Origin of the sequence: Sphingomonas sp. SORGH_AS_0789 (genome assembly GCF_031453055.1) — a bacterium.
In the GTDB taxonomy this organism is placed as follows: domain Bacteria; phylum Pseudomonadota; class Alphaproteobacteria; order Sphingomonadales; family Sphingomonadaceae; genus Sphingomonas.
On the sequence record NZ_JAVIYV010000001.1, the window covers coordinates 1,927,944 to 1,954,289 of the forward strand.

Genomic DNA, 26,346 nt, shown 5'->3' on the forward strand with positions numbered 1-26,346 from the left:
AAACCGGTCATTACGCTGTCGCCATGATGTCACGCGCCGGTCCCATGCGCCCGCCTCATTGGGTTAACGAGCCATTTGGGGGCGAAACATCATGGTGAAGTATCTGGTCGGTGTTGCGACGGTCGCGCTGATCGCACCCGGCGTCGCGGCGCAGGGGTTGCCCGCGCAGGCCGCTGTTACCGGCACGGCGAGCGACCCGGTGGTCGCCGACCCCAGCACGACCGATACCGATCAGTCGGGCAATTCGGGTGACGTCGTGGTGCTGGGCTTCGGCCAGAGCCGCCAGGTCCAGACCGTCACCGCCGCCGACCTCGACCGGCTGACGCCTGGCACCTCGCCGCTCAAGGCGATCTCGAAGCTGCCGGGCGTGAACTTCCAGTCGGCCGATCCCTTCGGCGCCTATGAATGGTCGACCAAGATCTCGCTGCGCGGGTTCAACCAGAACCAGCTGGGCTTCACCCTGGACGGCGTGCCGCTGGGTGATATGAGCTATGGCCCGACCAACGGCCTGCACATCAGTCGCGCGATCATCTCGGAGAATATCGCCTCGACCAGCGTCGCGCAGGGCGCGGGCGCGCTGGGCACCGCCTCGACCAGCAATCTGGGCGGCACCATCCAGTTCACCAGCCGCACCCCGTCGGACACCGCCGGGATCGCCGCGTCGGGCACCTATGGCAGCAACGATACCGCGCGCGCCTTCATCCGTGTCGACAGCGGCGACCTGGGCGGCGGGCTGAAGGGCTATCTGAGCTATGCCTATCTGACCACCGACAAGTGGAAGGGCTATGGCAGCCAGCGTCAGCATCAGGCCAATGCCAAGATTGTCAAGGATTTCGGCGATCGCGGCTCGATCACCGGCTTCTTCAACTTCTCCGACCGTCGCGAGAACGACTATCAGGACCTGAGCCTCGATATCATCAAGCGTCGCGGCTATTTCAACGACAATATCAGCAACAATTATCCGCTGGCGATCCTCTATGCCAAGCAGGCGACCAACGGCGCGGCGGCGGCGGCCTATCAGAAGGCGAACGGTTCGCTGAACGGCTTTTCCGCGCCCTATGCCGGGGTCGGGATCGGCTTGCCGAGCGGCATCACGCTGGACGATGGCTATTATGACGCGGCGGGTCTGCGCCGCGACTATCTGGGCGGCGTGACCTTCGACGCGAAGCTGACCGACAGCCTGTCGCTGACCTCGACCAGCTATTATCATCATAACAAGGGACAGGGGTCGTGGATCACGCCCTACAGCCCGACCACGCTGGGCGCGCCCAATGCCGACGGCACGCCGATCACCAACCCCGCGCCGCTGTCGTTCCGCACGACCGAATACAGCCTCGACCGCGCGGGGACCATCGCCAAGCTGGCGCTGGCCACTGGCGCCAACACGCTGGCGCTGACCGGCTGGTATGAGAGCAACACGCTGCACCAGGCACGTCGCCTCTATGGCATGACCGATACCGCGACGCCGAACCGCAACGCGCTGGACTATCAGAGCAATCCGATGTCGACCGCGTGGAACGGCAAGTACGACACCGAGACGCTGCAATATTCGGTCGGCGACACGCTCGACATCGGCCAGCTGACCATTAACGGCGGCTGGAAGGGGATGCGCGTGCGCAACCAGGCCAATGTGCTGGCGGGCACGCTGGCGCGCGGCCGGATCAAGAGCCAGGACTGGTTCCTGCCGCAGATCGGCGCGGTGCTGCACCTGGGCAACCAGGCGGAGGTCTTCGCCAGCTATACCGAGAATATGCGCGCCTTCGTCGCCGCCGCGACCGCGCCGCCCTTCTCGATCAGCCAGGCGGCGTTCAATGCCGTGGCCAACACGGTGCGCCCCGAAAAGTCCAAGACGGCCGAGGGCGGCCTGCGCTATCGCACCGGCGGGCTGCAACTGTCGGCGGTCGGCTATTATATCGACTTCTCCGATCGCCTGCTGACCTATTCGGTCGGCACCGCGATCCAGGGCATTCCGCCGACGCTGAACAATGTCGGTGGCGTGGAAAGCTATGGCGCGGAGGTTTCGGCCTTCTACCGCCTGACCCCGGCCTTTTCGGCGCTGGCCAGCTATTCGTACAATCATGCGACCTATCAGCAGACGGTGCGCGACGGTTCGGGCAACCTGCTGGCCGAAAAGGGCCGCTATGTCGTCGACACGCCGCAGAACATGGTCAAGGGCGAGCTGGTCTATGACGACAGCCGGTTCTTCGGCCGGGTCGGCGCGGATTACATGTCGAAGCGCTATTTCACCTATCTGAACGACCAGTCGGTGGCGGGTCGCGTGCTGGTCGATGCCAGCATCGGCTATCGCTTCCCGGCGGCCTGGGGCGGCTTCTCGATCGAGGGCAGCGTGACCAACCTGACCGACAAGCGCTATATCTCGACCATCGGCACCAACGGCTTCACCGCCAGCGGCGACAACCAGACGCTGCTCGCCGGCGCGCCGCGCCAGTGGTTCGTGACGCTGAAGAAGGGGTTCTAACCTATCCGTATGATGCTCCCCTCCCGTAAACGGGAGGGGATGGGGGAGGGCAAGGAGTCTCACCGAGACCATCGCTTGCGGCTTGCCCTCCCCAACCCCTCCCGCCTGCGGGAGGGGCTTTTGTTGGCTTTTACACCGCCCAGGCGGCAATATCCGCCTGCTCGCCGATCAGCGCCAGGCCATGCGCGATCGAGGTGAGTTCACCGCCGGTCGCGATCTTGCCCTCGCCGAAGCGCATCTCGAACATCCGCCGGATCGCGGGCATCAGCGAGGTGCCGCCGGTCAGGAACACCTGGTCGATCCGCTCGGGCCCGGTCGCCGCCGCCGTCATCGCCCGGTCGACCGCCTGCTCGATCCGCGCCAGATCGGGGGCGATCCAGCTTTCGAAATCCTTCCGGCTGACACCCGCCTCGATCGACAGGCCGCCGCCCTCGAACCGGAACCGCGCCTCCTCCGCCGCCGACAGGTCGCGCTTCACCCGGCCGACCGCGTCGTAGAGCCTGTATCCCTGCTCCTCCTCGATGATCGCGATCATCCGCCCGATCGCCTCCGGGTCGAGCGCGGCGCGGCGCAGCTTCTCCAGCTCGGCCAGCGTCTTGCGGTTGCGCATCAGCGCCAGGCGCGACCAGTCGCCGAAATCGGCGAAATAGCCGCGCGGAATCTCCAGCACCTTGTCGAACGACCGATATTGGCCGCCCGCGCCCAGCAGCGGCAGGACGAGGTGATCGATCAGCCGCTGGTCGAACCGGTCCCCCGCAATGCCGACACCGGCATGGCCCAGCGGCTCGCAGCGGCGTTCGGCGCCGGGCGCGGCGATGCGGACGATCGAAAAGTCGCTGGTGCCGCCGCCGAAATCGGCGACCAACACGGTCGCGGGCTCGGTGATCCGCGAGGCATAGCTGAACGCCGCGCCCAGCGGTTCATAGACATAGTGGATCTCCGCCCCCAGCCGCGCGAACATCGCGTCGTAACGCTGGCGGGCGAGCGCCTCGTCGGGGCGGTGCCCGGCATATTCGACCGGCCGCCCGACGACGATCCGCGCCGCCTTGCCGTCCAGGGCGCCACCGCCATGCGCCGCCATCCGGTCGAGAAAGGTGCGCCCCAGTTCCTCGAAGCGATAGCGTTTGTCGAACACCGTCGCATGCTCGAACACGGGCGAGGCGGCGACCGACTTGAACGACTGGATGAAGCGGCTGCCACCCGGAAAGTCGAGATATTCGGCGATCGCCCAGGGCCCCGCCTCGACCGCGATCCCGTCATCCTCCCAGAAGCACAGCGCCGAACGGAACACCGGATCGGCGTCCTTCGGCCCCTTGAGGGGAACGAGATGCGACTGCCCGCCCTCGGCACGCGCGATGACCGAGTTGGTGGTGCCGAAGTCGATGCCCAGGACGGCGTGCGGAATGTCGGTCATGCGGGGTCCGCTACACGAAGTCCGGGGCGGGGGGAGAGTTTTTGTTCGCGCCTCCGTATGAACCCCTTATCGGGGCGCGCCATCCGAAGGGGTCAGTTCCGGCCAGCGCTCCAGCATCGCCGCCGTGACCCCGTTGGTCCAGCCGAACCCGTCCTGCGTGGGATATTCCCCGCCGCCGCCGGGCCGCCGTTCCTCGACATCATATTTCTCCAGCAGCTTGCCCGTCTCGGCATAGGTCCGCGCGACGGTCGCGATCCAGCGGTGGGCAATGTCCCTGGCCAGCGCCTGTTCGCCATAGCGGCCGAGCCCCTCGACCGCGATCCATTGCAGCGGCGCCCAGCCATTGGGGGCATCCCATTGCTGGCCCGACCGGATATTGGTGGTGCGCAGCCCGCCTTCGCCGACCAGCGTGGTGCGGGTGGATGCGGCGACCGCGCGCGCCTGCTCGGCACTCGCCAGCCCGGCGAACAGCGGGAAGAGAGAGGCGGCGGTGCGTGCCGCCGTGGGGCGCCGGGCCACCCGGTCCCAATCGGCGAAACGCCGTTCCCCGGCGACCCAGAGATAGCGGTCGATCGCCGCCTTTCGCCGCGTCGCCATCGCGGCGAAACGCTGCGCGGTCGCGTTGTCCCCGGCGGTCCTGGCCCGCGCGGCGATGCGGGTTTCGCCGATCCACAACAGGCTGTTGAGGTCGACAGGCACGATATCGGTGGTGCGGATCGTCTCCAGCCGCATCGGGTCGCCCAGCCAGCGCGAGCTGAAGTCCCAGCCCGACTCCGCCGCCGCGCGCAGGTCGCGCTGCACGATCGCGGCGGGGCGGGGCGCGGCCCTGGCGGCGGTTTCGCGATCCTCGCGCCAGCTCTCGTCGCGCGGCGTATCGCGCGCATCCCAATAGCGGTTCAGCAGGCTGCCATCGGGCATCCGCACGACATGCCGGCAGGTGCCGGAGGCATTCAGACAGTCCGCCCCCGCCATCCAATAGTCATGCTCGCGGATCAGCGCCGCCAGCCGCCGCTTCGCCAGCGCCGGGTCGCGATCGTCCGACAGGTCCATCATCAGCGCCAGGAATGGCGGCTGCGAGCGGCTGAGATAATAGCTGCGCGTGCCGTTCGGGACATGGCCGTACCGCTCGACCAGATCGACGAAATTGGCGAGCATCGCCTCGACCAGCGGTGCCTGGCGATCGGCCTTCAGCCCCAGCATCGTGAAATAGCTGTCCCAGTAATAGATTTCCTGAAACCGGTCGCCGGGCACGATATAGCCACGGTTCAGCCCCAGCGCGGAGGAGCCGGGCGTCGCGGCGAAGGGCGCGCGGCCCAGCACGGGCCACAGGTCGCGGATACGCGCGCGCAGCGGCGGGCGGGCCTTTGCCTCGTCGCCGCGCACCGAGAAATGGCGGTGGACGAAGGCCGCCAGCGCCGCCTTGTCCACCGGCTTCTCGCGCGCATAGGCGGCCAGGATCGCCTGCGGCTCTTCGCGCGGCACCGCATCGGCGAAGGTCTTGCCGTCGGGAAAGACCTGCGCCTCCTGCACCGCGGCGAAGAGCGGGCCATAAATGTCGGCGGGCGAGGGCGGCGCGACCGGAACCGGCGTCTGCGCCTGGAGCAGCAGGGCCAGCATGGGGAGCAGGCATATCGGGCGAAGGCGGGCGGGGCGGGGAATCATCATGCTCTCCTGTCTAGGCGGTGCGGGCGGCGTGGGGCAGCAGCACGGTGGCGGCCAGCCCGCCGCCCGCCGCTTCGTCGAGGATCAGTCGCCCGCCATGAAGCTCGGCCAGTTCGCGCGCGATCGACAGGCCGAAGCCATGCCCGTCGCCCCGCTCATCCAGCCGCGCCCCCGCCTGGGTCGCGCGAATCCGATCCGCCTCGGCGATGCCGGGGCCGTCGTCCGACACGGTCAGGCGAATCTGTCGTTCCTCCGCCCACGCCGCGATCAGGACGCGGGTGCGGGCATGGCGGGCGGCATTGTCGATCAGATTGCCCGCGACCTCGTCCAGATCCTGCGCGTCCATCGCCACCGCCAGATCGTCCGCCATGTCGGCGGACAGGGCGATGCCGCGATCGGCATGGAGCCGCCCGATCGCATGGGTCAGGTCGCGGATCGCGGGGGCGAGCGCCGTCGCGGCGCGCACCGCCCCGTTCTGGACCCGCGCCCGCGCGAGGTGATGGCGAATGGTGGCATCGATCCGCGCGACCTGTGCCGCGCGGGGCGGATCGCCCGCCAGATCGAGCGCCAGCGTGGCGACCGGCGTCTTGAGCGCATGCGCCAGATTGGCGGCGGAGGCGCGCGCGGTGGCGAGCGCGCGCTCACCATCGGCGGCCATCGCGTTGAGTTCGACCGCGAGCGGGCGAAGCTCGGCGGGCTGGTCCTCATCGACCTGGCTCAGCGTGCCGCCCCGGATCGCCGCCACCTGATCGCGCAGCCGCCGCAACGGGCGCAGACCCAGCCGCAGCTGGATCAGGCTCGCCGCCGCCAGCAACACCCCCAGCCCGGCCAGCATTGCCAGCAACGGGACCAGCGCGGCGCGAATCGGCTGTGCGACAACCGCGCGCGGGGCGGCGGCAGTGATCGTCACGGGCCCGCGCGAGGAGGGGATGGCGATCTGCCGGGCATGGACGCGCACGCCCTGTTCGGTCCGACCCTCGGCGGGGCGGGGGCCCTGGATGGCGGGGCTCGGTGGCGGCGGGGCGGGGGAACGACCGGCTTCGTCCGGGCCGGGGCCGGGGCCGGGGCCGGGGGGATGCGGCGTGACGAGTGGCGGGAAATCGCCCGATCCTAGCGTGCCGTCAGGCCCCATGATCCGCCAGCGCCAGCCCGGCTCGGGCTCCAGCAGCCCGCGACGATCGGCGATGCGCGCCCGGTCGACCCGTCCGTCCGGCCCGATCGCGGCGGCGAGCACGGCGATCTCCGAATCGAGCCGCTGGTCCAGCCCGCGCGTCACGATCCCCTCCAGCGCGCTGGTCAGCGCCCAGCCCGCGAGCAGCAGCGCGGCGAGGATCGCGGTGCCCGAGATGACGATCATCCGGCCATGGATCGAACGCGGCATCCTCATGCGGCTTCACCGGCGGTCAGGCGATAGCCCAGCCCGCGCACCGTCTCGATCAGCGCCGCGCCGACCTTCTTGCGCAACCGCCCGACGATCACCTCCAGGCTGTTGGAATCGACATCGGCATCGCCCTCATAGACCCGTTCGAGCAGTTCCAGCCGAGGGATGACCGCCTCCTTGCGCAGCATCAGCGCGGACAGGACGCGCCATTCGAACGCGGTCAGCTTCAGCGGCAGGCCGTCCAGCTCGAACTGCCCGGTCTGGCTGTCGAAGGACAGGGGGCCGCAGGTCAGGCGCGGATGGGCATGGCCCGCCGAGCGGCGGACCAGCGCGCGCAGCCGCATCACCAGTTCCTCGACGCGGAAGGGCTTGGTCAGGTAATCGTCCGCCCCCGCCTTGAACCCCGCCACCTTGTCCGACCAGCCGTCGCGCGCGGTCAGGATCAGCACGGGCAGGGCCCGCCCCGCCTCGCGCCACTGGCGGAGCAGGGTCATGCCGTCGCCATCGGGCAGGCCGAGGTCGAGCACGGCGGCGTCATAGATTTCGGTGTCGCCCGCATGGCCCGCATCGACGCCGCTGGCGAACAGGTCGACTGCGCAATGCTCGGCCCGCAGCGCGCGCGCGATGGCGGGGCCCAGAGCGGCGTCATCCTCGACCAACAGGATACGCATGATCCCCTTTCCCTCTTGTCCCCGACCGACCCCGGCTATCGGCCGATTGCTTAAACCCAATCTGAACCGCGTGGTTCAGCGGGCATCGGGGCGAATCACCTAAAAGCGGGACATCAACCAAGGAGGACAACATGTCTCGATGGAATTTCCCGACTCCCCGGCTGCAAGGCAAGGCCCCGCTGGCCGTCGCCGCAGCGGCCCTGATCACGCTGGGCGCGGGCGGCGGTGCCGCCGCCGTCTCGATGACCCGGCCGACCGTCACCATGGCGCCGACCATTCCGACGCCGATCGCCAAGCTGGCCTCGACCAGCGGCATCGTCACCGCCAAGGGGCGGGTGGCCGAGGTCTTTGGCGACCGCTTCGTGGTACAGGACGCCACCGGCCGCGCGATGGTCGCCGGCGACCGTGACGCGATGCCCGCGGTCGGCAGCAACGTGATGGTGCAGGGCCGCTATGACGACGGGCTGATGCACGCCCAGTATCTGGTCAATCCGCAAGGGACGGTGACCCCGGTCGGCCCGCCCCCGCCCCCGCCGGGTGGTCCGCGCGGTCCTGGCGGCCCTGGTGGCCCGCGTGGCGACGGCCCGCCGCCGCCTCCGCCGCCGCCCGGCGGTCCGGGTGCGCCGGGTGGCCCCGGTGCTCCTCCGCCCCCGCCGCCGGGTGGCTGCGCACCGGGTGGTCCGGGGGTCCCGGGTGCCGTGCCCCCGCCTCCGCCGCCCCCGGTGAATGGCCTGGCCCCGCAGGGCGCCCCCGTACCGCCGCCCCCGCCGCCCGCCGGGGCTCCGGCTCCTGCCCCCACGGGAGCGGTCCGCCCGGCGCGCTGATCGGGGTTTGACGAGGACGCCCTCCGGCTTTGGTCGGGGGGCGTTTTCGTGTTCGGGCGAGGGTGGGGCGTGGCCTTCGACTTCGCTCAGGCTGAACGGAGTGAGGGGAGCCAAACTCTAAACCTCCGTTCAGCCTGAGCGAAGTCGAAGGCCAAGGGAATCCAGCAACCAAAAGGAACCTTCGCCCCCTTGACCCTTTAGCACCCCATGCGCTGGCTTCGATCGCTCGACATTCCGGCCGAATGGCTGTGGCTTCAACATGTGACGATCATTGCGGTCGCGATCCTGATCGCGGTGCTGGTCCATAGCGTCGCGATGCGGATCGCGGGGCATGCCGCGCGGCGGACCGCCAGCCAGAGCGACGATCTGGTCCTCGAACATATCCGCCAACCCTTGCGCTGGGTCGCGATCGCCATCGCGGTCAGCTTCGCGATGCGGCTGGTCCCGATGTCCAGCGACGGGCGCGAGATATGGCGGCAGGCGCTGGGCTTCTGCGTGCCCGCGCTCCTCGGCTGGCTGGCGGTGGCGGGGCTGCGCGCGCTTCAGGGCGTCGTCTACCTGCGCGCTGACATCAGCGTCGAGGACAATCTGCGCGCCCGGCGAAAGCGGACGCGGGCGCAGATATTGGGGCGGATCGGCATCTTCCTGATCGTGTTCCTGACCGTCTGCCTGATGCTGCTCAGCGTACCCGGCATCCGCACCATCGGCGTCACGCTGATGGCCTCGGCGGGTATCGCAGGGCTCGTCGTCGGTGCCGCCGCGCAGCCTGCGCTCAAGAACTTGATCGCGGGCGTGCAGATGGCCTTTACCGAGCCGATCCGCCTCGACGACGTGGTCATCATCGATAATGAATGGGGACGGATCGAACAGATTCACCTGACCTTCGTCGTGGTGCGCATCTGGGACGAGCGGCGGCTCGTTGTGCCGGTCGCCAAGTTCCTGGAGAACAGCTTCCAGAACTGGACGCGCGAGACCAGTCAGCTGCTGGGGTCTGTCTTCTGGTATCTCGACCCCGCCGCCGACATTCCCCGCCTGCGCAAGAAAATGGGCGAACTGGTCGAGGCGAGCACGCGCTGGGACCGGCGCTTCTTCAACATGCAGGTGACGGATGTGAAGCCCGATTCGATCGAGGTACGCGGGCTGATGACCGCGCGCGATGCGGCGATCGCCTTCGACCTGCGCTGCGAGATTCGCGAGGGGCTGCTGGAATATATCCGGTTGGAAATGCCTGAGGCGCTGCCCAAACGGCGGCTGGAGCACCATTCGCAAATTCCTCCCCTGCAAGGGGAGGTGGCAGGGCGTCAGCCCTGACGGAGGGGTTTCCCGCTATCGAAAGGATGACACCCCTCCGACGCGCTACGCGCGCCACCTCCCCTTACAGGGGAGGAATGGTCAGGACTCCGCCGCCTCGATCGCCTTCGCTTCGTCCTTCACCCCATCCCCGCGCAGCGCGGCCAGGAACAGTTCGCACCACCAGAACACGTCTTCGCGCCGGACATTGTCGATCAAGCTCTCCCAGCGCCGGATGCGTTCGTCGCGCGGCATGGTCAGCGCCTGGACGATGGCGTCGGACATTTCCTCGGCGCTGTAGGGATTGATGAGGACCGCGTCCTTCAACTGCTCGGCGGCGCCTGCGAAGCGCGACAGGATCAGCACGCCGGGATCGTCGGGGTCCTGCGCCGCGACATATTCCTTGGCGACCAGGTTCATCCCGTCGCGCAAGGGCGTCACCAGCCCGATCCGCGCCGCGCGATAGATGCCCGCCAGCACCGGTCGCGGAAACCCCTTGTTGACGTAGCGGATCGGCACCCAGTCGATATCGGCATATTCGCCGTTGATCCGCCCCGACAGCGCATCGAGATTGGCGCGGATTTCCTGATAGGTGTTCACCTTCTCGCGGCTGGGCGGTGCGATCTGGAGCATATAGACCAGCGCGCGCCGTTCCGGGTTCTGCACCAGGAAGCGTTCGTAACCCAGGAAACGCTCGGCCAGTCCCTTGGAATAGTCGAGCCGGTCGACCCCGACGATCAGGCTGCGGCCGGTCGCCGACATATACATGCGTTCGCGCGCGAAACGGGCGTCGTGGCCGCTGGCGGCTTCCTCGAACTCCTTGGTCTCGATGCCGATCGGCGCGCGGATCGCCTGGATGGTCTTGCCGTTCCACGTCACCGCGCCATTCTCGCCCAGCGTGCCGCCCAGTTCCTTGGTCACATAGTCGCGGAAGCTGTCCAGCCAGTCCTCGGTATGGAAACCCACCACGTCATAGGCGAAGAGCGATTCCACCAGCTTGCGATGGCTGGGCAGCGACATCAGCAGCCGCACCGGCGGCCAGGGGATGTGGAGGAAGAAGCCGATCCGGTTCTTGAACCCGCGCTTGCGCAAGTCGCGGCCGAGCGGGATCAGGTGATAGTCGTGGACCCAGACCAGATCGTCGGGCTCGATCAGCGGCTGAACGGTTTCGGCGAAACGCTCGTTGACGCGGGCATAGCCGGAGTCGAAGTCGCGCTCGAACTCGGTCAGGTCGATGCGATAGTGGAAGAGCGGCCACAGCGTCCGGTTGGCGTAGCCGTTATAATATTCGTCGATATCCTGCTCTTCGAGGTCGATGGTCGCGGTGGTGACGCCGCCGCCCTGCTGGAAGTTGATATGGCCACTGAATTCCTCGGTGGTCTCCCCCGACCAGCCGAACCAGATCCCGCCCTGTTCGCGCAGGGCGGCGAGAAGTGCGACCGCCAGCCCGCCCTGATTTCCGCCCGGCCCGGTGGTGGGCGGCTGGACCCGGTTCGAGATGACGATCAGGCGACTCATCGCACGGCACTCCATGGTTTACTCAGCAGGACGGCGCAGTTGATCAGGCCGACCAGCGAATAGGTTTGCGGATAATTCCCCCACAGCTCGCCCGTATTCGGGTCGATATCCTCGGACAGAAGCCCGGCAGGGGTGCAGCGCGCCACCATCTCCTCGAACAGCGCGCGGGCATCGGCATGACGCCCGGTCACATATAACGCTTCAATCAGCCAGAAGGTGCAAACGTTGAACGCGGTATGGGGCAGGCCGAAATCGTCCTCGGTCGCATAGCGCAACATATGGCTGCCCCGGCGCAGCCCCTTTTCCACCGCGTCGAGCGTCGAGCGGAAACGGGGATCGTCGGGCGACAGGAAGCGCAGGTCGAGCAACTGGATGATGCTGGCGTCCAGATCGTCGCCACCGAAGGTCGCCGACATGCGCTGCGTCTCGGGACGCCACGCCGCCTGCTCGATCGTCTCGCGCATCAGGTCGGCGCGCTCCTGCCAAAAGGCACGCCGCTCCTCCAGCCCCAGCGCCTGCGCGGCATTGGCGAGGCGATCGCACGCCGCCCAGCACATGGCGGCGGAATAGGTGTGGACATGGCTCTTGGTGCGCAGCTCCCACAGCCCCGCATCGGGCTGGTCATACTTGGCCCAGGCGCGCTCGCCGACGCGTTCCAGCGAGTGGAAATCCTCGACCCCCGACATGCGGAACAGGCGCGTGTCGAAGAACGCCTGCACGTCGGACAGCACGATCTGGCCGTACGCGTCGTGCTGGATCTGCTCATAGGCCTGGTTGCCGACGCGCACCGGCCCCATGGCGCGGTAGCCGGGGAGCTTGGTCTCGATCCGCTCGACCAGGGTCGCCTCGCCGCCGACGCCGTAGAGCGGCTGGATATGCCCGCCCCGCGCGGCATCGACGATGTTGCGCAGATATTCGAGATACCCCTCCAGCACGTCGAGCGCACCCAGCCGGTTGAGCGCCTGCACCGTGTAATAGGCGTCCCTGATCCAGCAGTAGCGATAGTCCCAGTTGCGCCCCGAATCGGCATGTTCCGGCAGCGAGGTGGTGAGCGCCGCGACGATCGCCCCGGTTTCCTCATGCTGGCACAGCTTCAGCGTGATCGCGGCGCGGATGACGACGGCCTGCCACTCTACGGGCGTGGCAAGGCCGCGCACCCAGTGATGCCATTCGTGGGTGGTGCGCTCCAGCATCGCGCGGCTGGCCTCGCTCAGCACGCCGGCGAAGCTCTCGTCCGGCCCCAGGAACATGTGGATGGGGCGTTCCAGGCGGAACCATTGTTCGGCGGCGATATGGCCGACCGGCGCGTCGGTGGTCAGGCGCAACGTCTGCTGCGTCATCAGATAGCGGATATGGTTGGACCCCTGCGTCCGCTCGGTCGGGGTGCCCCAGTCGGTCGCGACGCGCAGCGCGATGCGGATACGGGGGCTACCGATCGGGCGCACGATCCGCACATAGCTGGTCGGGCGATAGACGCGGCCCTCGCGCGAGAAGCGCGGGCAGAAATCGGTGATCTCGATGCCGTTGCCCCGGTCGTCCATATGGGTGGTGACGAGGATCGGCGTGTTGCGCAGATAGCCTTGCGTGGTCGAGACCCGGTCCTCCAGCTCGATCGCCCAATATCCCGTCTCCGGCTCGCCATCGCCCAGCAGCGCGCAAAAGGCCGGGTCGCCATCGACGCGCGGCACGCAACCCCAGACGAACCGCCCGGTCGAGTCGATCAGCGCCGAAACCTGGCAATTGCCGATCGGCCAGAGATTCAGATCCTGTTGCGTCATTCGGCATTCTCCAGCGCTTGGGCGAGCCATGAGTGGACGGCGGCGACATCGGGCAGGCGGTAGCGCGCGGCGGTTTCGCGCATCGGGCCGACCAGCACGCCGGCACCGCCCAGTGCGGCGGCGGCGGCGAAGCCGTCCTCGTCGGTCACGTCGTCGCCGAAGAAGATCGGGATGGTGCCGCGCATGGCGGGCCTTTCCATCAAGGTTTCGATCGCTTGGCCCTTGTCGCCGGGCAGGCGGATCTCGACCATCATCTTGCCGGGTTGCAGGGTCAGGCCATGACGCTCGGCGATGGCAGCGGCTTCGCGCAGGGCGAGCGGTTCGGCCTGCGGATTGCGGCGATAATGCAGCCCCGCGCCGAAGCTCTTGGTCTCGAAATACAGATCGTTCGCCTCGGCGACGGCGCGCATTTCCTCGGTCGCGGTGGCGAGATGGTCGGGCTTTTCGGGTTGGCTATGGCCGTCCTCGGGGCTGCGGCGCTCGGCACCATGGCTGCCCGCCAGCGTGAAATGCTGCGCCTGCGGGCCGAACAGCGCATCGAGCTGCGCGATCGAGCGGCCGCTGACGATGGCGAGACGGCCGGGCATATGCGCGGCCAGCGCATCCAGCCGATCGGCGAGCGCGGTGCTGACATGCACCCCCTCGGGATTGTCGGCCAGGTCGACGAGGGTGCCGTCGAAGTCGAGGAACAGGCTGTCCTCGGCGGACAGGCGGGGCGGGGGCGGGGCGAGGTCGGCCAGCATGGACGAAAGCATAGCGGATGCGGACATGCCGAGTGAACCCATCCCCGCCGCTCGCGTTCCGCTGCGCATGCGAAATGATTACGGAAGGTCGGATGGAGTATATCGCGCGCGGCTGGGCGCTCCCCCTCCCGCAGGCGGGAGGGGGATGGGGGGAGGGCTCTCTCCACGGGCGACATCGCTTGGGGCTTTCCCTCCCCCAACCCCTCCCGCCTGCGGGAGGGGAGTAAGAAGAGGACGCTGCGATGAGCGATCCGAAAACAAAAAAGGGCCGGCGATCGCTCGCCAGCCCTTTATTCCGAACCGTAAAACCGGGCCTTTAGTAAACCCGCTTCTTCGGCTTGATATACTCGATATCGTCGGTCAGCGTGTAGTCGTGGACCGGGCGATAGTCGATCGCGACACCGCCGCCCTGGCCGCCCCAGCCGTCGAACGTCGCGACGGTATGCTTCATCCAGTTGGCGTCGTCGCGATCGGGGAAGTCCTCGTTCACATGCGCGCCGCGGCTTTCCTTGCGGTTCAGCGCCGACTCCATCGTCACGACCGCCTGGCTGATGAGGTTGTCCAGTTCCAGCGTCTCGACCAGATCGGTGTTCCAGATCAGCGAGCGATCCTTGATCCCGATGTCCTTCATCCGGTCATAGGTGGCGCGGATCATCTGACGACCTTCGGTCAGCAGCTCGTCGGTGCGGAACACGGCGCAGTGGCGCTGCATCGTCTTCTGCATCTCGCTGCGGACCTGCGCGGTGGTCGAGCTACCGGCGGCGTTGCGGAAGTGATCCAGGCGGCCCAGCGCCAGCTCTTCCGACCCCTTGGGCAGCGGCGCGTGCGGCGTGCCGGGCTTCAGCGTGTCCTTGATGCGCAGGCCGGTCGCACGGCCGAACACCACGAGATCGATCAGCGAGTTGGAGCCCAGGCGGTTCGCGCCGTGCACCGACACGCAGGCCGCTTCGCCGACCGCGAACAGGCCGGGGACGACCGAATCCGGGTTGCCGTCCTTCAGGCGGACGACTTCGCCATGATAATTCGTCGGAATGCCGCCCATATTATAGTGGACGGTCGGCGTGACGGGCAGCGGCTGGCGGGTCAGGTCGACGCCGGCGAAGATCTTGCCGGTCTCGGTGATGCCGGGCAGGCGCTCGGCCAGGACCTTGGGGTCGATATGGTCGAGATGGAGGTAGATATGATCCCCCTCCTTGCCGACGCCGCGCCCTTCGCGGATTTCCATCGCCATCGAACGCGACACGACGTCACGGCTGGCGAGGTCCTTGGCCGACGGCGCGTAACGCTCCATGAAGCGCTCGCCCTCGGAGTTGGTCAGGTAACCGCCTTCGCCGCGCGCACCCTCGGTGATGAGGACGCCCGCGCCGTAGATGCCGGTCGGGTGGAACTGCACGAACTCCATGTCCTGGAGCGGCAGGCCCGCACGCAGCACCATGCCGCCGCCGTCACCCGTGCAGGTGTGCGCCGAGGTGGCCGAGAAATAGCAGCGGCCATAGCCGCCGGTCGCCAGCACGACATTGTGCGCGCGGAAGCGGTGGATCGAGCCGTCTTCCATGCACAGCGCGATCACGCCGCGGCAATTGCCCTGCTCGTCCATGATCAGGTCGAGCGCGAAATATTCGATGAAGAAGTCCGCGTCATACTTCAGCGACTGCTGGTACAGCGCGTGCAGCATGGCATGGCCGGTACGGTCGGCGGCGGCGCAAGTGCGCTGCGCAGGGGGGCCTTCGCCCATATTCTGCATCATGCCGCCGAAGGGGCGCTGATAGATCTTGCCCTCTTCGGTGCGGCTGAACGGCACGCCGGCGTGCTCCAGCTCGTACACGGCGGCGGGCGCCTCGCGGCACAGATATTCGATCGCATCCTGGTCGCCCAGCCAGTCCGACCCCTTGACGGTGTCGTACATGTGCCAGGTCCAGTGGTCCGGACCCATGTTACCGAGCGACGCGGCGATGCCGCCCTGGGCGGCCACGGTGTGGCTGCGCGTCGGGAACACCTTGGTGATGCAGGCGGTCTTCAGACCCGCCTCGGCGATGCCCATGGTGGCGCGCAGGCCCGAGCCGCCCGCACCCACGACGACGGCGTCATAGGTATGGTCGATGATCTTGTAAGCGGCAGCGGACATTATGCAGCGGCTCCGAAGGCGATCTTGAGGATCGAGAAAATGGCGATGGCGGCGATCGTGAAGACGAACAGGTTCATGACGACGAGCAGCGCGACCCGGTTCTGGTCCTGCTCATAATCCTCGATCACGACCTGGAGCCCCAGGCGCATATGATAGAAGATCGAGGCGACCAGCATCGCCATCGGGATGGCGGCCCAGGGATTGGCCAGCCACAGATGGACCGAGGCATAGTCGAAGGACGGCTGGCGCAGGATCGAGATCAGCAGCCAGACGACCAGCAGGAAGTTCGACCCCGCCGTCAGGCGCTGGTTCAACCAGTGATGGGTGCCCGACTTGGCCGAGCCCAGGCCGCGCACGCGGCCGATCGCGGTTCCGGAACGCATCACTTGATCCCCAGATAGAGCCAGAAGGCCACCGTCATCACGACGGCGAAGACGATGGTGGCTTGCGCCTGACGCTTGTTCGACTTCAGCTCGAAACCCGCGCCGACATCCATGAACAGGTGGCGGATGCCGTTGGCCATGTGCTGGAACAGGCAGGCGGTCAGGCCGATGCCGACGACATAGCCGATGATGTTCAGCCTGCCCGACTCGACGGTGAAGACGTCGCGGAATGTCGCATAGCTTTCCGGCCCCGCGGCGACGGCCGCCAGGAACCAGACGAGAAGCGCCGCACCCACGGTCGCCATGCCCGTGCCGGTGGCGCGGTGCAGGATGGAGACCAGCATGTTGGGACCCCATTTCCAAATCTGGAGATGCGGGGAGAGCGGGCGTGCGGTGTTGCGGGCGGCCAAGGGCAGATCCTCGAACAGTCTAAAGTCGGGCTGGTTTGCGGATACGCCTATGGTGAAGACGCCGACAGGATGCAAGTCGCGAGGCGAGATTGATTGCGGGCCGGGACGGCGGGCAGGGGAGGGGCGCAACGCGGCTAACCGCCCCTTAACGCTTTTCACGCAAGGTCGCATCGAACGATTCCAAGTGCCTGAAACGGGGAGCCTGCGTGCCCAAGTCCCAGCCCAAGTCCGATCTGCCCCCGCCCACGGTCATCACCGCCGCGATCGATCTCGACGCGCGGATCCGGGCCTTTGACGGGGGGGATGGCATGCTGATCCGGCAGGCCGCCGAACTGTGGCCGGTGATCGAGCCGCGCGCGCAGGAGGTCGTCGATGCCTATTGGGATTATTGGCGCGCCGCCAATCCCGGACAGCCCGACTGGACGCCGCTGGACGAGGAACGCCGCCGCGTCGCGGGCAATGCCTATCTGCGCAACCGCTTCTGCCACCTGTCGGGGCGCGACTGGGTGGAGTCGCTGGGGCGTTCGGTGGCCTCGGCCTATGCCGCGGGCGTCATGCCGATGGACGCGCTGGCCATGTCCTGCGCCAGTGACCGGGCCGCGCTGAAGATCCTGATGGAGGAAATGTCCGCCGACGATCCGCGCCGGGCGGTGGCGGTCGACACGCTGCTCCGCCTGTTCGGCATGGAAACCGAACTGACCGTCGAGCTCTTCTCGGGCTATGAGAACTGGTGCGCCGATCGCGAGCGCGAGCGGCTGGCCGGGGATTTCCGCAACGGCATCGTCGCGGTGGTCGAAAACGCATCGGTCGAGGGGCAGGATCTGCGTCGCCAGGCGCAGGACGCCTCGCTGTCGACGCGCGGGATGCTGGGCAAGTCGAGCGAGGTCGCCGCCGCCGCCGAGCAGTCGGCGGTCGCGATGCGCGAGGCGGCACAGACCGCCGCCGGGCTGATCCGCGCGATCGAGGATGCCCGGGCCGAGGTCGACCAGGCCGCCGACGTCGCCAACCGCGCCGCCGACCAGGCGGGCCAGGCGGTCGGCATGTCCGAGATGCTGTCGGATCACGCCAAGTCGATCGAATCGATCCTGGGCCTGATCCGCGACATTGCGGGCCAGACCAATCTCCTGGCGCTGAACGCGACGATCGAGGCCGCGCGCGCCGGGGATGCGGGCCGGGGCTTCGCGGTCGTCGCGCAGGAGGTGAAGAGCCTCGCCAGCCAGACCGCGCGCGCGACCGACGACATCGCCACCAAGATCGCCGCGATCCAGGCCGCGACCCGCTCCACGGTCGAGACCAACGCCTCGATCAAGGCGACGGTCACCGAATTGCAGGCCTCGGCCGAACATATCCGCCACGCCATGGAGGCGCAGGCGCAGACCGTGACCGCGATCACCGCCGCCGTCGACGAAACCGCGCTGGCGGCCGATTCGATGTCGCACACCATCGCCGCGATCCGCGAGGATACCGAGAGCGTCGCGCAGGAGATCGACCGGGTCGGACGGGGCTTCGACCATCTCGACAGCCAGCTGGGCGACCTGAAGGCCAGCGCCAGCCAGTTCGTGGTGCGCGTCGCCGCCTGATCGACCCTGTTGACGCGCCCGCACGCGCCCGGCACGGGCACGGCATGACGACGATCCTGGTAACCGGAAGCAGCCGAGGCATCGGCGCGGCCATCGCATCGACCCTGGGCGCCATGCCCGAAACGCGCGTGCTGGGGCATGGCACGCGCAGCGGCATCGCCGTGGATCTGTCCGAGGAGGGCGCGCCCGCCCGCCTCTGGGCTGCGGCGCTGGAACAGGCGGGCGGGGCGATCGACGTGCTGGTCAACAATGCCGGCATCTTCGAGGCCAGCCCGCTCGACGCCGATGACTGGTCGGACAGCTGGGCGCGGACGATGCAGGTCAACCTGACCGCCTCGGCCGAACTCTGCCGTCTGGCGGTGCTGCACTGGCAGGCGCGGGGGCAGGGCGGCCGGATCGTCAACATCGCCAGCCGCGCCGCCTATCGCGGCGACTCGCCCGCCCATTGGCATTATGCCGCGTCCAAGGGCGGCATGGTCGCGATGACCAAGACGATCGCGCGGGGCTATGCCGCGCAAGGCATCCTGGCCTTTGCCGTCTGCCCCGGCTTCACCATGACCGGCATGGCCGACGACTATCTGGCCAGCCGGGGCGGGGACAAGTTGCTCGCCGACATCCCGCTCGGCCGCGTCGCCTCGCCCGAGGAGGTCGCCGCGACCGTCCGTTTCCTGTGCACCGATGCGCCGCCTTCGATGACCGGCGCGGTCCTAGACATCAATGGAGCAAGCTATGTCCGCTGACAGCTGGAAGCTGACCCTGCCCTGCACCCGCGACGAGGCAGAGGCGATCGACGCGGCCGACGACCTGGCGATCGAAGCGGTCATCATGACCACCGAGGAGGTGGAGGACGACCGCGAGCATTGGCGGCTCGACGCCTATTTCGAGGCGGAGCCCGATGCCGCCACCATCGCCGCGATCCGCGCGCTGGTGCCGAGCGCGGGCGACCACCCCGCCACGGTCGAGCATGTGCCCGCACAGGACTGGGTGACGATCAGCCAGGCGGGACTGGCGCCGCTGGCGGTCGGGCGGTTCTTCGTCCACACCGGCGACGAGGCGGTGCCCGAGGGGCTGCGCGGGTTCCACATCCCGGCGGGCCGCGCCTTCGGCACCGGGCATCATGAGACGACCAGCGGTTGCCTGGCGATGCTCGACGCCATGGCGGGCGAGCGGGTGGCGAACGCCATCGACGTGGGCACCGGCACCGGGCTGCTCGCCTTCGCCGCGCGGCACCTCTGGCCCGAGGCGAAGGTCGTCGCGACCGATATCGATCCGATCGCGATCGACGTGACCGCCGAGAATGCCGCGATCAACGGCGTCGACCAAGTGGAGTTGATCGTCGCCGACGGGGCGCTGGCCGATCCGATCATGGCGGGGGCACCCTATGACCTGGTCGTCGCCAATATCCTGGCCGGGCCGCTGATCTCGATGGCGCCGGAACTGGCCGCGATCGCCGGGCCCGAAGCGACGTTGGTGCTCGCCGGGTTGCTGGAGACGCAGCGAGCGGACGTGGTCGCGGCCTATGAAGCGTGCGGCTGCGCGCTGGAGACGGTCGACCGGCGCGGCGACTGGAGCGTGTTGCGGTTGCGGGCTGCGAAGGAGCGGTTCGTGCCGAATGCGCCGTTTGATCCCAAGGGCCGTGACGGCTGGGCGCTGGATATCTGACTTTCTTCTTCTCCCCTCCCGCAAGCGGGAGGGGTTGGGGGAGGGCAGGCTACAAACGATGGTCTCGGTGAGACCCCAACCCTCCCCCCGACCCCCTCCCGCTTGCGGGAGGGGGAGCGCATGCGGCGGTTCCCTATTCCCTGCCTCCCGCTTACGAAAACGTAAGCCAGAGCATTTGCCATCCCCCCGGCCTCTCGGGCATAAGCCCGTGCAAAGAACCCAAGGAGAGGTCATGGCATCGACGATGGTCGAACTGGAACGCCGCCGCGCGGCCGCGCGGGCCGGTGGTGGCGAGAAGCGCGTCGCCGCGCAGCACGCCAAGGGCAAGTTGACCGCGCGCGAGCGGCTCGACGTGCTGCTCGATGAGGGCAGTTTCGAGGAGCTCGACATGTTCGTCGAGCATAACTGCACCGATTTCGGCATGACCGAACAGATCGTCCCCGGCGACGGGGTGGTGACGGGTTCGGGCACGATCAACGGGCGGCTGGTGTTCGTCTTCAGCCAAGACTTCACCGTCTTCGGCGGCTCGCTGTCCGAACGCCATGCCCAGAAGATCTGCAAGATCATGGACATGGCGATGAAGGTCGGTGCGCCCGTCATCGGCCTGAACGACAGCGGCGGCGCGCGCATCCAGGAGGGCGTGGCGTCGCTGGGGGGCTATGCCGAGGTGTTCCAGCGCAATGTGCTGGCCAGCGGCGTGGTGCCGCAGCTTTCGCTCATCATGGGCCCCTGCGCGGGCGGCGCGGTCTATAGCCCGGCGATGACCGACTTCATCTTCATGGTGAAGGATTCGAGCTACATGTTCGTCACCGGCCCCGATGTGGTGAAGACGGTGACCAACGAAGTCGTGACTCAGGAAGCGTTGGGCGGTGCGGTGACCCACACGACCAGGACCGGCGTCGCCGACGTCGCGTTCGAGGACGATCTCGAGGCGCTGCTGGCCGCGCGCGACTTCATCGACTTCCTGCCCGCCAACAATCGCGAGGGCGTGCCCGAGCGGCCGACGGCGGATGCGTGGGACCGCATCGAGGAGAGCCTCGACACGCTGATCCCCGCTTCGGCCAACCAGCCCTATGACATGCACGAGCTGATCGCCAAGGTCGTGGACGAAGGCGATTTCTTCGAGGTCCAACCCGCGCACGGCGCCAACATCATCACCGGCTTCGGCCGGATCGAGGGGCGCACGGTCGGCTTCGTCGCCAACCAGCCGATGGTGCTGGCGGGGGTGCTCGACATCAATGCCAGCCGCAAGGCGGCGCGCTTCGTGCGCTTCTGCGATGCGTTCGAGATTCCGATCGTGACCTTCGTCGACGTGCCCGGCTTCCTGCCCGGCACCGCGCAGGAGCATAACGGCATCATCAAGCATGGCGCCAAGCTGCTCTTCGCCTATGCCGAGGCGACGGTCCCCAAGATCACCGTCATCACCCGGAAAGCCTATGGCGGTGCCTATGATGTGATGGCGTCCAAGCATTTGCGGGGCGACCTCAACTATGCCTGGCCGACCGCCGAGATCGCGGTGATGGGGGCCAAGGGCGCGGTCGAGATCATCTTCCGGGGGCGCACGCCCGAGGAAATCGCCGAGCGCACCGCCGAATATGAGGCGCGCTTCGCCAATCCGTTCGTGGCGGCCAGCAAGGGCTTTGTCGATGAGGTCATCCAGCCGCATTCCACCCGCCGCCGCATCGCGCTGGGCCTGCGCAAGCTGCGCAACAAAGACTTGGCCAACCCGTGGAAGAAGCATGACAACCTGCCGCTCTGAGATGGTCGCGAGCGGGGTTTCCCTCCCCCATCCCCTCCCGCTTGCGGGAGGGGCGTGCCTGGGACCAGCGCTCGCTCCAAGCCTCTCCCCTCCCGCAGGCGGGAGGGGCCGGGGGAGGGCTGGCGCTGTCCAGTTGCAAACCGGCTGGAGGCGCGCATGACCCTCGGCCGCCTCAACCATATCGGCATCGCTACGCCTTCGATCGAGAAGGCCGTCGAAACCTATCTCCATCTTCTCGGCGCAGACGCGATCGGCGAGCCCTTCGATCTGCCGCCGCAGGGCGTGCGGGTGTGCTTCATCGATGCGCCCAACACCCAGATCGAGCTGATCCAGCCGCTGGACGAAAGCTCCCCCATCGCCAATTTCCTGAAGAAGAACCCAGGCGGTGGCCAGCATCATCTGTGCTTCGAGGTGGCCGACATGGCCGCCGCCGTCGCCGCGTTGCAGGCCAAGGGCGCGACGCTGCTGGGCCAGCCGCGCATCGGCGCGCATGGCACGCCCGTCGTCTTCCTTCATCCGCGCGACATGGGTGGCGTGCTGGTGGAGCTGATGGAAACGCCGGAGGAGGGGCATTGAGCGAGGCCATGCTACGCACCGAGCGCCGGGGGGACGTTCTGGCCCTGACGCTCGACCGGCCCGATCGGCTGAACGCCGCGCCGCCCGCGCTGTTCGATGCGATCCGCGCGGCGCTGGCGGAAAGAGGTGATGCCCGCGCGATACTGATCGCGGGCGAGGGGCGCGCCTTTTGCTCGGGCGCGGACATATCGGGGGGCGATGTCGGCCCGGACACCGTCCACCGCGCGCTGGTCGCGCATTGCAACCCCGTGATGCTGGCGCTCGCCGACCTGCCCATCCCGGTGGTCAGCGCGGTGCGCGGCGCGGCGGCAGGGATCGGGTGCAGTCTGGCGCTCGCCGCCGATTTCTGCGTCGCCAGCGAAAGCGCCTATTTCCTCCACGCCTTCGTCAATATCGGGATGGTCCCCGATGGCGGGGCGAGCTGGATGCTCCCGCGCCTGATCGGCCGCGCCCGCGCCGCCGAAATGATGATGCTGGGCGAGCGGGTGGGGGCGGCCAAGGCGCTCGATTGGGGCATGATCCACAAGGTCGTCGCCGACGGTGCGCTCGATGCCGAGGCCTGGGCGCTGGCCGAACGGCTGGCGGCGGGGCCGAGCGTCGCGCTGGGCCTGATGCGCCGGGCGCTCCATGCCGGGTTCGACAGCGACTATGCCGCAGCACTCGCGCGGGAAGCACAGGACCAGCGGAGCGCCTGTGCGACACTGGACGGAAAGGAAGGCAGCCGGGCCTTCTTCGAGAAGCGCCCGCCGCGTTTCCTCGGGCGGTAAGACTTGCGCGCGTATGATGATTTCGCTCTAGTGAAAGAAAATAAGTAGCGCGCGTAACGAATGGATGAGGAGTGGCCGATGGCCGAACGCCCTGACCTGTCAGACTGGGAAGCCCTTGCCGCGCGCGAGGTGAAGGGGCGTGACCTCGACTGGCAGACGCCGGAGGGGATCACGGTCAAGCCACTCTACACCGCCGAGGATGTGCGCGAAGACCCCGGCCTGCCGGGCTTCGCGCCGTTCACACGCGGGGTGCGGGCGAGCATGTATGCGGGCCGCCCCTGGACGATCCGGCAATATGCGGGCTTTTCGACCGCCGAGGAGTCGAACGCCTTCTATCGCCGCAACTTAGCGGCGGGGCAGAAGGGGCTGTCGGTGGCCTTCGATCTGGCGACCCACCGGGGCTATGACAGCGACCACCCCCGCGTAACCGGCGATGTCGGCAAGGCGGGCGTCGCGATCGACACGGTCGAGGATATGAAGATCCTGTTCGACGGCATCCCGCTCGATGCCATGTCGGTCAGCATGACGATGAACGGCGCGGTGATCCCGGTGCTCGCCTTCTTCATCGTCGCGGCCGAGGAACAGGGGGTTCACCGCTCCAAGCTGGAAGGGACCATCCAGAACGACATCCTCAAGGAGTTCATGGTCCGCAACACCTATATCTATCCCCCTGAGCCGAGCATGCGGATCATCTCGGACATCTTCGCCTACACATCCGCCGAGATGCCGAAGTTCAACAGCATCTCGATCAGCGGCTATCACATGCAGGAGGCAGGGGCGACGCAGCTCCAGGAGCTTGCCTTCACCATCGCCGACGGCATGGAATATGTGAAATACGGTGTCGCCTCGGGCCTCGACATCGATAAGTTTGCGGGCCGCCTGTCCTTCTTCTTCGCGATCGGCATGAACTTCTTCATGGAGGTCGCCAAGCTGCGCGCCGCGCGGGTGCTGTGGCACCGGGCGATGACCCAGTTGGGGGCGAGGGACGAACGCTCCAAGATGCTGCGGACGCACTGCCAGACGAGTGGCGTGTCGCTGACCGAGCAGGACCCGTATAACAACGTCATCCGCACCACCATCGAGGCGATGGCCGCGATGCTGGGCGGCACCCAGTCGCTCCACACCAATGCGCTGGACGAGGCGATCGCGCTGCCCACCGACTTTTCCGCCCGGATCGCGCGCAACACGCAAATCGTGTTGCAGGAAGAGACGGGGATGACACGCGTCGTCGATCCGCTGGGCGGCAGTTACTATGTCGAGAGCCTGACCCAGTCGCTGGTCGACGGTGCCTGGGCGCTGATCGAGCGGATCGAGACCGAAGGCGGCATGGCGAAAGCGGTCGCGGCGGGCTGGCCCAAGGCGATGATCGAAGAGGCATCCGCCGCCCGCGCCGCCAAGGTCGACCGGGGCGAGGATGTGATCGTCGGAGTGAACAAGTACCGGCTGGCCGACGAAGCGCCGGTGGAAATCCTCGACATCGACAATCACGCGGTGCGCGGGGCCCAGGTCGCGCGGATCGCGGCGGTGAAGGCCGCGCGCGACGAGGCGGCGTGCCGCTCGGCGCTGGATGCGTTGCGCGACGGCGCATTCGGCAAGGGCAACCTCCTTGCGCTGGCCGTCGAGGCGGCACGGGCGCGGGCGACTTTGGGCGAGATTTCCTCGGCGCTGGAGGATGCGTTCGGCCGCTATGGCACCCAGCCGACTCCGGTGTCGGGCGTCTATGGCGGGGCCTACGCCGAGGACGAACGCTGGGCCCGCCTGCTCCGGGGCGTCGAGGCGGTCGAGCGCCGCCTAGGCCGCAAGCCCCGGCTGTTCGTCGCCAAGATGGGCCAGGACGGCCATGACCGGGGCGCGAACCTCGTCTCGTCCATGTTCGGCGATCTGGGGTTCGAGGTGGTGCCCGGCGCGCTGTTCCAGACGCCGGAGGAAGCCGCGCAGGTCGCACTCACCCGCGATGTCGATGTCGTCGGCGCGTCCAGCCTGGCGGCGGGGCACAAGACGCTGATCCCCGAACTGATCGGCCACCTCCGCGACGCGGGCCGCGCCGATATCAAGGTCATCGCGGGTGGCGTTATTCCCGCGCAGGATTATCAGGCGCTCTACGATGCCGGGGTGCAGGCGATATTCGGCCCCGGCACCAATCTTGTGAAGGCGGCCGAGGATGTGCTGAGGCTGCTGGGCCATAACATGCCGCCGGAAACGGGCGAATGACAGGACGACACGTGATGACGACGACCACCGCGCTGAGCGCCGAGACGGCAACCCCGCGCACCGACTGGACCCGCGCCGAGATCGCCGCGCTGTTCGACCTGCCCTTCACCGAGCTGCTGTTCCGCGCGGCCGAGGTGCACCGCGCGCATCATGCCGCCGATCAGGTTCAGTTGTCGACGCTGCTGTCGATCAAGACCGGCGGCTGCCCCGAGGATTGCGGCTATTGCAGCCAGTCGGCGCATGCCGATACCGGGCTGAAGGCGACCAAGCTGATGGACCCGCGCGCCGTGCTGCAGGCGGCGGCGCAGGCCAAGGATCACGGCTCGACGCGCTTTTGCATGGGCGCGGCCTGGCGCAATCCCAAGGACCGCGACATGCCCGCCATCGTCGAGATGGTGAAGGGCGTGCGCGCCATGGGCATGGAAACCTGCATGACGCTGGGCATGCTCACCGATGCGCAGGCGCAGACGCTGGCCGAGGCGGGGCTCGACTATTACAACCACAATATCGACACCTCGCCCGAGCGTTACGGCGACGTCATCACCACGCGCAGCTTCGGTGAGCGGTTGGAGACGCTGGAGCATGTCCGCGACGCCGGCATCAACGTATGCTGCGGCGGTATCGTCGGCATGGGCGAGACGCGCGGCGACCGGGTCGGCTTCATTCATGCGCTCGCCACCCTGCCGGTGCATCCGGGCAGCGTGCCGGTGAACGCGCTGGTGCCGGTCAAGGGCACGGTGCTGGGCGATATGCTGGCCGACACGCCGCTCGCCAAGATCGACGATATCGAATTCGTTCGCACCGTGGCGGTCGCGCGCATCACCATGCCGCATTCGATGGTCCGGCTGTCGGCGGGGCGCGAGAGCATGTCGGATGCGACCCAGGCTTTGTGCTTCCTGGCGGGCGCCAATTCGATCTTCACCGGCGACAAGCTGCTGACCGCAGGCAATGCGGGCGACGACAAGGACGCCGCACTCTTCGCCCGGCTGGGGCTCACCCCCATGGCGGCGGAGTGCAAGGTGGAATTGGAAGCGGCGGAGTGAGGCTTCCACCGCCCTGTTCCCCGGCGAAGGCCGGGGCCCAGTGGCGGTGAACCATCGATGGCGCGTGGCA

The 26,346-nt window shown here is 67.8% G+C and carries 21 protein-coding genes; 11 read left to right on the top strand and 10 right to left on the bottom strand.

What is annotated here, in order from left to right; all coding sequences use genetic code 11:
• Positions 1-91 precede the first annotated feature (91 nt).
• Positions 92-2,479 (top strand): TonB-dependent receptor domain-containing protein, encoded by a 2,388-nt coding sequence (locus QE360_RS08875; RefSeq protein WP_309700886.1) that lies wholly within the window; start codon positions 92-94, stop codon positions 2,477-2,479.
• Positions 2,480-2,609: 130 nt separating this feature from the next.
• Here the strand turns inward: QE360_RS08875 and QE360_RS08880 are convergent, their stop codons facing one another.
• The 4 genes from QE360_RS08880 to QE360_RS08895 form a co-directional block, all read right to left on the bottom strand.
• Positions 2,610-3,893: an Hsp70 family protein gene (locus tag QE360_RS08880; RefSeq protein ID WP_309700888.1), complete on the bottom strand. Its 1,284-nt coding sequence runs from the start codon at positions 3,891-3,893 to the stop codon at positions 2,610-2,612.
• A 66-nt stretch (positions 3,894-3,959) separates the two neighbouring features.
• Positions 3,960-5,558, bottom strand: coding sequence for an alpha,alpha-trehalase TreF (gene treF, locus QE360_RS08885; protein WP_309700890.1), 1,599 nt, complete (start codon positions 5,556-5,558; stop codon positions 3,960-3,962).
• Positions 5,559-5,568: 10 nt separating this feature from the next.
• The gene (locus QE360_RS08890) at positions 5,569-6,936 is read right to left on the bottom strand and encodes a sensor histidine kinase (protein ID WP_309700892.1); all 1,368 of its coding nucleotides are present in this window, start codon (positions 6,934-6,936) and stop codon (positions 5,569-5,571) included.
• Between the two features lie 2 nt (positions 6,937-6,938).
• A complete protein-coding gene (locus tag QE360_RS08895; RefSeq protein WP_309700894.1) occupies positions 6,939-7,607 on the bottom strand; it encodes a response regulator transcription factor in 669 nt (222 codons plus the stop codon).
• Positions 7,608-7,738: 131 nt separating this feature from the next.
• On the opposite strand from QE360_RS08895, the gene QE360_RS08900 reads away from it, so the two are divergent.
• Together QE360_RS08900 and QE360_RS08905 are read left to right on the top strand one after the other, a co-directional pair.
• Entirely contained in the window at positions 7,739-8,431 is a 693-nt protein-coding gene (locus QE360_RS08900; RefSeq protein ID WP_309700897.1) for a hypothetical protein, read from the top strand.
• Between the two features lie 207 nt (positions 8,432-8,638).
• Positions 8,639-9,742, top strand: coding sequence for a mechanosensitive ion channel domain-containing protein (locus QE360_RS08905; protein WP_309700899.1), 1,104 nt, complete (start codon positions 8,639-8,641; stop codon positions 9,740-9,742).
• Between the two features lie 81 nt (positions 9,743-9,823).
• On the opposite strand, the gene QE360_RS08910 is transcribed toward QE360_RS08905, so the two are convergent.
• The 6 genes from QE360_RS08910 to sdhC form a co-directional block, all read right to left on the bottom strand.
• The gene (locus QE360_RS08910; protein WP_309700901.1) at positions 9,824-11,239 is read right to left on the bottom strand and encodes a trehalose-6-phosphate synthase; all 1,416 of its coding nucleotides are present in this window, start codon (positions 11,237-11,239) and stop codon (positions 9,824-9,826) included.
• The gene (locus QE360_RS08915) at positions 11,236-13,017 is read right to left on the bottom strand and encodes a glycoside hydrolase family 15 protein (RefSeq protein ID WP_307100809.1); all 1,782 of its coding nucleotides are present in this window, start codon (positions 13,015-13,017) and stop codon (positions 11,236-11,238) included. The genes QE360_RS08910 and QE360_RS08915 overlap by 4 nt, the downstream gene beginning before the upstream one ends.
• Positions 13,014-13,787, bottom strand: coding sequence for a trehalose-phosphatase (gene otsB, locus QE360_RS08920; protein ID WP_309700903.1), 774 nt, complete (start codon positions 13,785-13,787; stop codon positions 13,014-13,016). The genes QE360_RS08915 and otsB overlap by 4 nt, the downstream gene beginning before the upstream one ends.
• Before the next feature lie 289 nt (positions 13,788-14,076).
• The gene (gene sdhA, locus QE360_RS08925; RefSeq protein ID WP_309700905.1) at positions 14,077-15,885 is read right to left on the bottom strand and encodes a succinate dehydrogenase flavoprotein subunit; all 1,809 of its coding nucleotides are present in this window, start codon (positions 15,883-15,885) and stop codon (positions 14,077-14,079) included.
• Positions 15,885-16,268 carry a succinate dehydrogenase, hydrophobic membrane anchor protein gene (gene sdhD, locus QE360_RS08930; RefSeq protein ID WP_306998429.1) on the bottom strand — a complete coding sequence of 128 codons (384 nt, stop codon included), beginning with the start codon at positions 16,266-16,268 and terminating at the stop codon, positions 15,885-15,887. Before sdhD ends, sdhA begins: the two co-directional genes overlap by 1 nt.
• A complete protein-coding gene (gene sdhC, locus QE360_RS08935; RefSeq protein ID WP_307100800.1) occupies positions 16,268-16,678 on the bottom strand; it encodes a succinate dehydrogenase, cytochrome b556 subunit in 411 nt (136 codons plus the stop codon). Before sdhC ends, sdhD begins: the two co-directional genes overlap by 1 nt.
• Before the next feature lie 233 nt (positions 16,679-16,911).
• Here sdhC and QE360_RS08940 point away from each other — a divergent pair, with 233 nt between their 5' ends.
• From QE360_RS08940 to bioB, 8 genes are all read left to right on the top strand, one after another.
• Positions 16,912-18,258 carry a methyl-accepting chemotaxis protein gene (locus QE360_RS08940; RefSeq protein WP_309704114.1) on the top strand — a complete coding sequence of 449 codons (1,347 nt, stop codon included), beginning with the start codon at positions 16,912-16,914 and terminating at the stop codon, positions 18,256-18,258.
• Between the two features lie 44 nt (positions 18,259-18,302).
• Positions 18,303-18,998, top strand: coding sequence for an SDR family oxidoreductase (locus QE360_RS08945; protein ID WP_309697385.1), 696 nt, complete (start codon positions 18,303-18,305; stop codon positions 18,996-18,998).
• The gene (locus tag QE360_RS08950; RefSeq protein ID WP_309700907.1) at positions 18,988-19,920 is read left to right on the top strand and encodes a 50S ribosomal protein L11 methyltransferase; all 933 of its coding nucleotides are present in this window, start codon (positions 18,988-18,990) and stop codon (positions 19,918-19,920) included. Before QE360_RS08945 ends, QE360_RS08950 begins: the two co-directional genes overlap by 11 nt.
• A 232-nt stretch (positions 19,921-20,152) precedes the next feature.
• Entirely contained in the window at positions 20,153-21,679 is a 1,527-nt protein-coding gene (locus tag QE360_RS08955; RefSeq protein WP_309700910.1) for an acyl-CoA carboxylase subunit beta, read from the top strand.
• Positions 21,680-21,835: 156 nt separating this feature from the next.
• On the top strand, positions 21,836-22,255 hold the full coding sequence (gene mce, locus QE360_RS08960) for a methylmalonyl-CoA epimerase (RefSeq protein WP_309700912.1): 420 nt from the start codon (positions 21,836-21,838) through the stop codon (positions 22,253-22,255).
• Between the two features lie 8 nt (positions 22,256-22,263).
• On the top strand, positions 22,264-23,022 hold the full coding sequence (locus QE360_RS08965) for an enoyl-CoA hydratase-related protein (protein WP_309700914.1): 759 nt from the start codon (positions 22,264-22,266) through the stop codon (positions 23,020-23,022).
• 78 nt (positions 23,023-23,100) lie between these two features.
• Positions 23,101-25,233, top strand: coding sequence for a methylmalonyl-CoA mutase (scpA, locus tag QE360_RS08970; RefSeq protein WP_309700915.1), 2,133 nt, complete (start codon positions 23,101-23,103; stop codon positions 25,231-25,233).
• Between the two features lie 14 nt (positions 25,234-25,247).
• Positions 25,248-26,276 carry a biotin synthase BioB gene (gene bioB / locus QE360_RS08975; RefSeq protein WP_261269035.1) on the top strand — a complete coding sequence of 343 codons (1,029 nt, stop codon included), beginning with the start codon at positions 25,248-25,250 and terminating at the stop codon, positions 26,274-26,276.
• Positions 26,277-26,346: the final 70 nt, after the last annotated feature.